This window comes from Planktothrix paucivesiculata PCC 9631, assembly GCF_900009265.2.
GTDB classification, from domain to species: domain Bacteria; phylum Cyanobacteriota; class Cyanobacteriia; order Cyanobacteriales; family Microcoleaceae; genus Planktothrix; species Planktothrix paucivesiculata.
In genome coordinates this window covers 248,506-259,520 of sequence record NZ_LR735026.1, presented here as the reverse complement: position 1 = coordinate 259,520, position 11,015 = coordinate 248,506, and the positions used below count along the sequence as shown (strand labels likewise).

Here is an 11,015-nt window from a genome sequence, read left to right as displayed (position 1 = left end):
GGCAGGGGAGGCAGGGGAGGCAGGGGGAGCAGGGGAGGTAAAGTCTTTCTATTACCCATTACCCATTACCCATTACCCATTACCTATTACCCATTCGTAATTCGTAATTCGTAATTCGTAATTCGTAATTCGTAATTCGTAATTCCCTATAGCTGCTGCCCAAAGAGTTGTTTAACCTGTGTCCAGGCGTCTTGGGCTGCGACGGGATTGTAGGTACTGCGTTGGTCGCAGAAGAAGCCGTGATCGGTTTTGTAGCGGAATATTTGATGGGGAATTTGATGGTTTTGGAGTTCGGTTTCAATTTGATCCACTTGTTCGTTAGGAATTAGGGGATCTTCGGTACCAAAAAAGCCATAGAGAACCCCTTGAATGTCTTTTGTACGGGTGATGGTTGGTGCTCCACCCCCGGGGGTCATGGTGGCAATTCCGGCCCCATAGAAACAGGCTGTGGCTTGAATTTCGGGGAGGGTGGCGGCTAAATAGACAACATGACCGCCAAAACAAAAACCAATGGAACCGAATTTGGGTTTGAGGTTGGGGAGGGTTTTTAAGTAGTTGAGGGTGGCTTGAATATCGCTTAACAGGTCGGCGGCGGTGGTTTGATCCTTATATTGTCGCCCTAATTTCATCGCTTCTGGAGTATAACCGACATCAAAACCGGGGGCAAAGCGTTGATAAATGGCGGGCGCGATCGCAATATATCCTTCTTTGGCAATGCGTTCGGTCACATCCCGAATATGGGAATTAACCCCAAAAATTTCTTGAATCACGATCACGGCGGGAAATAGCCCTTCTCCCTGGGGTTGAGCTAAATAGGCATCAATTTGTAATTCCCCATGGGGAATTTGAACCCAGGCGGTGTGTAGGGGCTGATTGGTCATGATTTTTTAAGGAGTTGTAAATAACGTTCAATCATATCCTGATGGATACCCAGATCGGTTAATATGCAATGTATAAAATTCTGGCAATTGATCAGGGATAAAAGTAGATGAAAACTTTCTAATCAAAAACGGGTAAAACTTTAGAATTCCTCAAAAAAAACTAAACACCCGGTCAATAAATGGCACAATTAAAATTAAAGGCTGTAAAAATTTTCAGGAGATAAATCCATATTTTTCTCAGACAGTAATGTCTGGGAAATAGATACTTAACCCATTTTGCTTTGATTCCCTTGGAGATTTAATCATGGTTCGGTTTTATATTCAACCTGATAGCGAGATTCCCGCTTCTAACCAACTATTTAATCAGATTCGATTTGCGATCGCTTCTCGACAATTTCCCCCTGGACACCGTTTACCTAGCACTCGTCAATTGGCGATGGAAACGGGATTACACCGGAACACGATTAGCAAAGTCTATCGACAGTTGGAAGATAATGGCTTAGTAGAAGCTCAGGCAGGATCGGGGATTTATGTGCGGGCTTTAGGCCATGAAGGGGGATCTCGGTTAAACTCGCCGATTTTAGAAGATTATCCTCTAGCTAATAAAATTATTCAACGAAGTTTAGATGAATTATTATCTCAAGGATGTACCCTCAATCAAGCCAGGGAAATGTTTCTAGGTGAAATTGATTGGCGATTACGGTGTAGTGCTAGGGTTTTAGTTACGGCTCCGGCTCAAGATATTGGGATTGGAGAATTAATGGCTCAGGAATTAGAAGAAGCCCTAAAAATTCCAGTACAGTTAGTCCCAATAGAACAGTTAACCGACCTCTTAGAAAAAGTCCCATCGGGAACGGTGGTTACCAGTCGTTATTTTATTGGACAAGCTGAAGCCATTGCCGCCCCTAAGTCCGTGCGAGTGATTCCGATTGATATTCATAACTATGCGAAGGAAATTGAGTTGGTGCGGGATGCTCCCAAGGGTACTTATTTAGGAATTGTGAGTCTGAGTTCCGGGCTATTAAGGGCAACGGAAGTGATTATTCACAGCCTGCGAGGGGATGATATTTTGGTGCTGACGGCTCAATTAACCGATCCCTATAAGATTAATTCTATTATTCGCACGGCACGGATTATTATTTGTGATCAAGCCAGTTATCCGGTGGTCAAGAATTTGGTTCATACCAATCGAGAAGAATTGATTCGTCAACCTCAATTGGTCTGCTGTCCGAATTATATTGGTGCAGAATCGATTAATTTGCTCAAGCGAGAATTGGGTTTAAGTTAAACCCGTTAGCAATATTATGCCCATTATCAATAACAATAGAAAAGCAAACTTTAATCCGATCATCCCATGGAACCTTCAATTAATTTGAGATATGCGATTGAGCAACGTCGGGCGGTCAGAGCATTTCAACCAACCCCGATCCCGACGGTGATTTTCTCGGAAATTCTGCGTTTAGGGATGCGAGCACCCTCGGGGTTTAACCTACAGCCCTGGCGGTTTATTATCTTACAAAGTCCCAAAAGTAAGGAGAAACTCAAAGCCTGTGCTTTTAATCAGCGTCAGGTCACGGAAGCCCCGGTGGTGTTGATTTGTTGTAGCGATCGCCGTGTAGTAGAACCGGAATACATTGAGTCGGTGATTCAACTGGGTCGAGAACAAGGCTCAATCAATGATATCTATGCCGATTATATCCGCACAGCGATTCCCCAGGCCTTTGAAAAACATCCTTCCTTTGAGTCCATAGAAACCTGGACAAACCGCCAAGCCATGTTAGCCGTTGCCCATATTATGATTGTGGCACAGACCTATGGGGTCGATACTTGTCCGATGGAGGGATTTATTGGAGCTCAGGTCAAAGCCCAATTTAATATTCCAGAAGCGGTTGATGTTTGTTGTCTTCTGGCTTTAGGATATGCGACAGAACCTTTTAAAAACTATGGGGGCAGGTTTGCGGTGGAACAACTCTGTTATGGAGAATCCTACGGGGGAGTCTGGGAGGGTTAATCTTTAATTGTGTTTCCAGAAAACCCTGATAAAATTTATCATCAACCGTAGTTCAACCTCTAAAAATTCCCGGTAAAATGTATCACTGATTACAGACAAAATTATGAAAACAGCAATTTTAGAACCCAAGCAAAAAAAAGATATTGAAAATTCCTCGGAGGTAGAGGTTAAAAATCCTTTTTTAGAGGAAGAAGAAACCCAGGACTACAATCCTTTTGATATTCAAGATATAGAGGCTTTAGAGGATATTAGTACATCGGTTGAGGAAGAAACTGATCCTGATGAACCGTCTCCCCAAGAAGCAGCAATTAGTAAGAGATTAAATCTAGTTTTACTGGCTAAAATTGCTGCGGTTTTAGTAGTGGTATTTGGATGTATTTATACTGTAACTCGCCCCTGTGTGATGGGAGAATGTCAGGAAATGGATACCGCCAGAAATTTTAGTCAAAAATCTAAACAAACCATTGAAACCGTGAGTTCTTCTAAGGCTCCTACTTTGGCATCAGAAGATTTACAATCGGGAATTAAACTCTTAGAAACCATTCCCTTTTGGTCGCCCCGTTATCCTGAAGCTAAAGCTCTTTTATCGGTTTATCGTCAAGAATATAACGAATTAAATTCAGTAGTTAAAGCTTTAAACGTGGCGGCAAAGGCTTCAGAAATGGGTCAAAATCCTCCCCATTCCGTAGCAGATTGGACAAAAATGCAATCTATGTGGGAAGAAGCGATCGCCTTTTTAGATCAAGTTCCTAATAGTAGTATTGTTTATCCCTTTGCTCAAGCCCGATGGCAACAATATCGAGCCAATTTAGGGGATGTGAGAAATCGCTTAAAATTAGAGCGAGATGGGGAACAAATTTTAGCCACAGCGAAGAAAACCGCCCAAGTAGCAGAAGCCCGTCAAGGGGTAGCAAAATATGCAGAAAGTTGGCAACAGGTATTTGAAACTTGGCAAACCGCAGCTAATACTTTATCAACTATTCCCTATGGGACAACGGCCCATCAATCAGCCCAGGTTTTATTAGCCCGTTATCAACCGAAATTAGAAGCCGCCCGCGATCGCAAAACGATTGAACAAGTCGGTTTAGATGCTTATAATCAAGCTATTAGTAATTCTGAACAAGCCAAACTTTTAGAACAACGGGGCAATTGGTCGGAGGCAGTTACCTATTGGAGTCGGGCGGTTAGTTACGCCAAACAAGTTCCGGTCAGTAGTTCCTATTCTGCTAAAATTAAGCCCTTTTTAACCTCATTTAATGACTCTTGGAAACGGGCGGATGTTCAAAATCGGATTGTCTCCCGGGTGGAAAAAGCCCGTCAAGATTTAGGAAAATTGTGCAGTGGAAATCCCAAGGTTTGTAACTATAGTGTGACTGAAAATTTGATTACAGTTCGGTTAACCTCCGAATATGTTAATAAAATTCAATCCACGGCTAAAAATGCCGATCAAGCAGGGGATTCTAAAAAACGTTCCGAAGCTGAAAATCACGTCCAAGTCCTCAAAGTTGCTTTAGAAAGCATTAGTCAAAATGCCCAAATTTCCCTAGAAGTTTATGGAGCAAATAACGAAAAAATTGCCACCCATGTTCCTTTGTAATGGGTAATGGGTAATGGGTAATGGGTAATGGGTAATGGCTTCAGTGCCCGTTGTTGTGCTTTAGCCCCCTAGAAAGAGCGCTAAAGCGCAACAACGTTTTTATGAATCAATCTGGAGAACTCGCTTTAAAAAAGCAAATTGATCGGCAATTTCTTCAATTACTTTATCCGTGGGTTTTCCGGCGCCATGTCCGGCTTTAGTTTCAATTCTGATTAATACTGGATTTTCCCCAATATGGTTTTCTTGTAAAGCAGAAGCAAACTTAAAACTATGGGCGGGAACTACGCGATCATCATGATCTCCTGTGGTAATTAAAGTAGCAGGATAGGCAATTCCTGGCTTCAAATTATGTAGGGGAGAATAGGCGTATAACGCTTGAAATTCTTCGGGATTTTCCGGGGAACCATAATCGGAACACCACGCCCAACCGATGGTAAATTTATGGAAGCGGAGCATATCTAAAACCCCCACCGCCGGTAACACCGCCGCGAATAAATCCGGGCGTTGAATCATACAAGCTCCAACTAATAACCCGCCGTTACTTCCTCCCATAATTGCTAATTTTTGAGTAGAAGTATAGCGTCTTTTTATTAACCATTCGGCGGCACTAATAAAGTCATCAAAGACATTTTGTTTCTTGAGTTTTGTTCCTGCTTGATGCCAATTTTCTCCATATTCTCCCCCGCCTCGTAAATTTGCGATCGCATAAACACCGCCCATTTCTAACCAAACTAAACGACTAATAGAAAACGAAGGGGTGAGGGAAATATTAAATCCGCCATATCCATATAAAATAGTTGGGTTATTCCCATTCAGTTCTACGCCTTTTTTAGCCGTAATAAACATCGGAATTAAGGTTCCGTCTCTACTGGGATAAAACACCTGTTGGGTTTCGTAATCATCAGGATTAAAGTCAACATTTGCTTGACGATAAATTGTACTTTCTCCCGTCAAAAGATTGTATCGATAAATGGTATTCGGAGCAGTGAAACTGGTATAACTATAAAAGGTTTCCGTATCATATCGTTTCCCTCCAAAACCTCCCGCAGAACCAATTCCGGGTAATTCAATTTCCCGAATAAATGCCCCTTCTAAACTAAAGATTTTAATTTGACTATGGGCATCTTTTAAATAATCGGCAACGAATTGATTATTTAAAATATTCACTCCCTCCAGGGTTTCGGTGGCTTCAGGAATAATTTGGTGTGGAGTTTTGGTATGAATATTAATCGCAATAACTCGACTTCGAGGCGCGTCTAAATCCGTCGTAAACCAAAATATATCCCCATCATGATCAATAAAACTATAACTGGCTTCAAACTCAGAAATCAGTTCTATAACCTCAGCATTGGGTTGAGTTAAATCTTGATAAAAAACCAGATTTTTAGAATCCGTCCCTTTCCAAACAGAAATGATTAAATACTTACCATCTTCGGTGACAAATCCATTAAATCCCCATTCTTTATGATCGGGTCGTTCATAGATTAAAATATCTTCAGATTGGTCTGTTCCTAACCGATGGTAATAGAGTTTTTGAAAATAATTGATTTCTTCTAAGGGTTTTCCCTCCTGGGGTTGATCATAACGACTATAATAAAATCCTTTGTGATCATGTGTCCAAGATGCGCCAGAAAATTTCACCCATTTTAACTGATCCGATAAATCTTCTTTGGTATTAATATCTCTAACTTTCCATTCTTGCCAATCAGAACCGGAAGTCGATAAGCCATAGGCCATTAAATTTCCATCTTCACTAATCGACATTCCTGATAAGGCAATAGTTCCATCTTCAGATAAACTATTCGGATCTAATAAAACTTGAGGTTCGGCCTCTAAAGACTCTAAAACATACAAAACACTTTGATTTTGTAGTCCATCATTTTTAAAATAAAAATAGCGATTTCCCTGCTTAAATGGAATTCCATATTTTTCATAATCCCACAGTTGAGTCAGGCGCTTTTTAAGCGTTTCTTTAGCGGAAATTTGATTCAAATAACCGAATGTCACCGCGTTTTGAGCTTCAACCCATAAAGCGGTTTCTTCTGAGTCTAAATCCTCTAGCCATCGATAGGGATCAGCAACGGTCACGCCATGATACTGATCAACTTGATCACATTTACGAGTTTGAGGATAACTGAAGATTGGATTCTGTTCAGACATGGAGTTAAATAATAGGGGTTGGACTGTTTTTTATCCTGTATAAGCGTAGCGTCACACAGCACAAACGGCTTAACAGTGGATGAAATTGAGCATAGCGGCAACTTTTGATCAATGATTTTTCGGGATGAGCAAATTTACCTCTACGGATTCTATTATAATTCAAAGGGATCATTCTGATTCTATTAAATTTATGATCAACAAACAAATTACTTATAGTCCAGCCTATACCCTGGTTCCGACCTATGATTGCTTTAATCGCTGTAGTTATTGTAACTTTAGAACCGATATTGGTACAAGTCCTTGGTTAACCTTAACAGCAGCCGAAGAAATCTTAAAAACCCTACGAGATCAAGGAATTATTGAAATTTTAATTTTAAGTGGAGAAGTCCACCCCCATAGTTCTCAACGTTTGGCCTGGTTTAAACGGATTTATGAATTATGCGAATTAGCGATATCTTTAGGATTTTTACCCCATACCAATGTGGGACTGTTAACTTTTGCAGAAATGAAACAATTAAAACAGGTGAATGTTTCCCTGGGGTTAATGTTAGAACAAATTAATCCACAATTATTAGAAAACGTTCATCGTTACTCCCCTAGTAAAATCCCAGGAATGCGGTTAGAACAGTTGCAATGGGCAGGAGAATTAAAAATACCATTTACCACGGGTTTATTATTGGGAATTGGAGAAACCTCGACAGACTGGCGAGATACTCTAAAAGCAATTGCAATTATTCATAAACGATGGGGGCATATTCAAGAAGTGATTTTACAACCCCACAGTTTAGGGAGTCAACAAAGCGATCCTAGAAACAGTTTTAATTTAGAACAATTACCCGAAGTTGTAGCGATCGCCCGTTCCATTTTACCTGATGATATTACCCTACAAATACCCCCCAATTTAGTTACCAATCCTGATATTTTATTAGCCTGTTTGGAAGCCGGGGCGCGAGATCTCGGCGGAATCAGCCCCCGTGACGAAGTGAACCCCGATTATCCCCAGGATCAGGATCAAACCTTACAGACGATTCTAGCCCCCAATGGCTGGGAATTGGTGCGACGGTTGCCCGTTTATCCCAAATACGATCCTTGGGTATGCCCCAGCCTGCAAGGGGTTGTGACTGAATGGCGAAAAAAACTTGCTATTTCAGAAACACCTGTGCTATATTAAATAACTGCATGGTCATGGCGGCATAGCCAAGTGGTAAGGCAGAGGTCTGCAAAATCTCCACCCCCAGTTCAAATCTGGGTGCCGCCTTTAAAATAATTAATCTATCCTACATACTCTTTGGAGAGTATTTTTTGTTTTGTTAATAGCTGTTTTTCAAGCAATTGGAAAAGTTAGAGATCTCATCATTTGGAAACCGGGAAAAGCAGATTCTCATTTAGTCAAAAGGGTTCGCTTAGGTCATTTGCCCGATGATGCGACCCTTGAACAATATAATACGATCATCGCTTTTGTGGTTAATAATCCAGATGCAAATATTTATCTTTATGCTTATGGAGAAACGATTTATCCGACGTTGGTAGCTAATGTGGAGAATCATCTATGGTTAGTAATGATTGGCTTAGATGGGGTTTTAGAAACTGCTTTTCCTCCCGATGACCCAGAAGGGTATCTATCTAATTCAGCCTTTATCTATCTGGGTTCAGTTAAGGAGTTAGAAATATGAATCCTCTTTTAAAAAACTATTGCGTGAGTGTTGAGTTTCCTGATGTTAGTGGTGCGGAGCATTTAGAAATGTTACAAATGCGCGATCGCCTTACAGAAATTGAACCTCAACTCACTGAGGAAGAAAAAATTTTATTGACAAAAGCAGACCGTCAATTAGTTGAGAATGCCCACATTGTTTATCAGGAATTATCGCGTTTTATTAATTTAACAGAGAAGCGAAAAGCTCAATTTATTTGTCCTCAACGTTGGTGGTGGTATTTAGATGTACTGGCGGTTTTGCCGATATCCTGCAAATAATAGTAAGGTAAAAGATTGATAGAGATAGGTTAGTTAGTTTTAGCCATGAACATGAAGATAGAACGCCTTTAAAAATTATTTGTTAATCTTGGATCTGCCTAAAAATCCAATAAATCCAATTACTAACAGTAGATTTGCGTCTTCCTGGGGTCTTCCTGCTAAGTTCAGCACGAGAAGACAAAATAATTTCGCAAATTTCTTCTTTTGATGGCATTTTTCCCCTAGATAAATTTAATTGAAATACTGTATAAAAAACTTGATATTCCAAAATTTTCCTGATTAAAGAAAGATATTTATGTTTTTGTCTTTTGCTTAAAATTTCTTTAGCTTCCTGTGTCAAACGAAAGGTTATATCACCTGTACCAATAGCTTTGTATTTTTCTACAAGTCCAAGATATTGACCTGCATTTGTATAATACCCGGTTTGTCTCTGATCAAATTGATAATTTTCTGTAATTTCCTCTCTCGTTAAATCTCTTTCTACTAAAAGGGATAGTAAGTCAATGACCCGTTCAAAGTTATTTGCTTGGGGGAATGGTATACTAGGTTCTGGAATTAAGGTGATAGTTTCAAAAATATCAGAAACATCCTGCTGTGTAATTTCTTCGGGTGCGATAATATAATTTTTTTGTTCAATTAAGCGAAGGGAGTTATAATCAGATTCATTCTGAAACTCATAAATAAAAAAGCTGAATATGTCGTTGGAATAAGTCATCAAAACAGGAACAACTTTTTTAGTTATTTTTTCTGACCATAATCGATAAGGATAATATAATTGTCTAATTATAAAATTATCAACTTGATATTTTTTGGCTTCGATTAAAATTAAATAGTTGTCACTTTCAAAACCTGCATCTATTTCGCATTGACTATTAATGACTGAAATGGCATAACTTTGATTGTTTAAATAATTTTTAATTTTGAAATCAAAGCAACCAGAGGACATTCTTCCAGAAAGTGTAAAAAATGTTTTCTCTCCTAATAAGTCGTCGATAATTCCTGTATTAAATGCACAACTTATAGCAGATGCTTCTGAATATAGATTGGTAGAGTCTATACTTTCTATATAAGAAGGAAACTCTATATCAATAGGTTCTATATCAGTAGAATATTCAACATTCAAGTAGGCATCAAAACAACCAATAATATATTTTGAACGAGAAATAGGCAATATGGATAAATTATGATCCTTAAAAATTTGGGGTAAATTAACTGAATGATCAAACTTAGCCATTAACCGACTTTCTCGTTCTTCATTAATTTGAGTCGCTTCTATTTCAAAATAACCTTGTTTAGCAATAATATCTAAAATGCTATATCGTTGGAATAATGTTTCCCAAGCAACATCATTTTTCCCTGGTTTTTTGTTGTTCATGTATTTTAATGTTTGGGATCATAATTTAACACTAAAACCTCATTAATTTTACCTCGTTTAAGAGCATTAGAATTAATACTGCGGGTTGCAGAAACGATTTTTGTTGTATAATCTTTATATAAATCTAAAATAAAATCTGTGGCTGAGTTACTCAACATTACATTACATCCTTTTTCTGTCAATTCATCAACAACTTGTTTTAAACGTCTTTGTTCATTCTGATTAAATCCATTAACATCATATCCGGTGAAAGAAGCGGTATTAGAAACGGGATCATAGGGAGGATCAAAATAGATAAAATCGCCTTTTTTTGCATCTTCAACGGCTTCAGCAAAATCAATATTTAAAAAAGTTACTGTATTTTGATTCAAATAATCATTAACTCCTCTTAATACAGCCTCGTCTAATATATTGGGATTTTTATAACGACCAAAAGGAACATTAAACTGTCCTTTAGAGTTCACTCTAAATAATCCATTGTAACAAGTTTTGTTTAAATAAATAATTCTAGCTGCTTTTTCGGCTTCAGAGAATTTAAGATAGTCTTTTTTAAAACGATCTCTTTCACGAAGATAATCATAGTATTCTTTTGAATTTCTGGCTTTGTGATCTTTTAAAATCTCGATGAGTTCTTCAACCTGATCTTGAATCACTCGATAACAATTAATTAATTCGCCATTACTATCATTAACAATTGCTTTTTTAGGCTGTAACTCAAATAAAAGTGCACCTCCCCCCAAAAAGGGTTCAAAATATGTAGTCTTAGCAATATTTTTAGGAATATATTTTAGGATTTCAGGTAATAATTGCCGTTTGCCTCCTGCCCATTTCAAAAAAGGTTTAACCAGGGGATTTTTTTTCGCCGTCACAGAGCAGTAATTCCTTTAAATTTTATTAACATATTTAATTTTAGTTCAAATTGAAATTTTAGTCAATATTTTGATTTCAAATTAAAATATTTATTTATTCTATCAATTAGAGTTATAATAAGTTATTAAGCCGTCAAACATCTAAATTGT

Annotated in this window: 10 protein-coding genes and 1 tRNA gene; 7 read left to right on the top strand and 4 right to left on the bottom strand. The window is 38.5% G+C overall.

What is annotated here, in order from left to right:
* Window positions 1-146: 146 nt before the first annotated feature.
* Complete coding sequence (locus tag PL9631_RS21760; RefSeq protein ID WP_083623583.1) at window positions 147-881, bottom strand: dienelactone hydrolase family protein; 735 nt, start codon at window positions 879-881, stop codon at window positions 147-149.
* 304 nt (window positions 882-1,185) lie between these two features.
* Between PL9631_RS21760 and PL9631_RS21755 the strand changes: the two genes are divergently transcribed.
* The 3 genes from PL9631_RS21755 (at window position 1,186) to PL9631_RS21745 (ending at window position 4,489) form a co-directional block, all read left to right on the top strand.
* The gene (locus PL9631_RS21755) at window positions 1,186-2,169 is read left to right on the top strand and encodes a GntR family transcriptional regulator (protein WP_083623581.1); all 984 of its coding nucleotides are present in this window, start codon (window positions 1,186-1,188) and stop codon (window positions 2,167-2,169) included.
* Between the two features lie 66 nt (window positions 2,170-2,235).
* Window positions 2,236-2,892: a nitroreductase family protein gene (locus PL9631_RS21750; protein WP_083623579.1), complete on the top strand. Its 657-nt coding sequence runs from the start codon at window positions 2,236-2,238 to the stop codon at window positions 2,890-2,892.
* A gap of 103 nt (window positions 2,893-2,995) precedes the next feature.
* The gene (locus PL9631_RS21745; protein ID WP_083623578.1) at window positions 2,996-4,489 is read left to right on the top strand and encodes a hypothetical protein; all 1,494 of its coding nucleotides are present in this window, start codon (window positions 2,996-2,998) and stop codon (window positions 4,487-4,489) included.
* 99 nt (window positions 4,490-4,588) lie between these two features.
* Here the strand turns inward: PL9631_RS21745 and PL9631_RS21740 are convergent, their stop codons facing one another.
* The gene (locus tag PL9631_RS21740) at window positions 4,589-6,649 is read right to left on the bottom strand and encodes a prolyl oligopeptidase family serine peptidase (RefSeq protein WP_083623576.1); all 2,061 of its coding nucleotides are present in this window, start codon (window positions 6,647-6,649) and stop codon (window positions 4,589-4,591) included.
* Window positions 6,650-6,839: 190 nt separating this feature from the next.
* Here PL9631_RS21740 and cofG point away from each other — a divergent pair, with 190 nt between their 5' ends.
* The 4 genes from cofG (at window position 6,840) to PL9631_RS21720 (ending at window position 8,621) form a co-directional block, all read left to right on the top strand.
* Entirely contained in the window at window positions 6,840-7,820 is a 981-nt protein-coding gene (cofG, locus tag PL9631_RS21735; RefSeq protein WP_083624302.1) for a 7,8-didemethyl-8-hydroxy-5-deazariboflavin synthase subunit CofG, read from the top strand.
* 16 nt (window positions 7,821-7,836) lie between these two features.
* Window positions 7,837-7,907, top strand: a tRNA-Cys gene (locus PL9631_RS21730).
* A gap of 49 nt (window positions 7,908-7,956) precedes the next feature.
* Window positions 7,957-8,322: a hypothetical protein gene (locus PL9631_RS21725; protein ID WP_083623575.1), complete on the top strand. Its 366-nt coding sequence runs from the start codon at window positions 7,957-7,959 to the stop codon at window positions 8,320-8,322.
* Window positions 8,319-8,621: a hypothetical protein gene (locus PL9631_RS21720; protein ID WP_231516814.1), complete on the top strand. Its 303-nt coding sequence runs from the start codon at window positions 8,319-8,321 to the stop codon at window positions 8,619-8,621. The genes PL9631_RS21725 and PL9631_RS21720 overlap by 4 nt, the downstream gene beginning before the upstream one ends.
* A gap of 82 nt (window positions 8,622-8,703) precedes the next feature.
* Here PL9631_RS21720 and PL9631_RS21715 read toward each other — a convergent pair whose 3' ends face one another.
* Together PL9631_RS21715 and PL9631_RS21710 are read right to left on the bottom strand one after the other, a co-directional pair.
* Complete coding sequence (locus PL9631_RS21715) at window positions 8,704-9,996, bottom strand: type II restriction enzyme (RefSeq protein WP_083623573.1); 1,293 nt, start codon at window positions 9,994-9,996, stop codon at window positions 8,704-8,706.
* Between the two features lie 5 nt (window positions 9,997-10,001).
* Window positions 10,002-10,865: a DNA adenine methylase gene (locus tag PL9631_RS21710; protein ID WP_083623572.1), complete on the bottom strand. Its 864-nt coding sequence runs from the start codon at window positions 10,863-10,865 to the stop codon at window positions 10,002-10,004.
* Window positions 10,866-11,015: the final 150 nt, after the last annotated feature.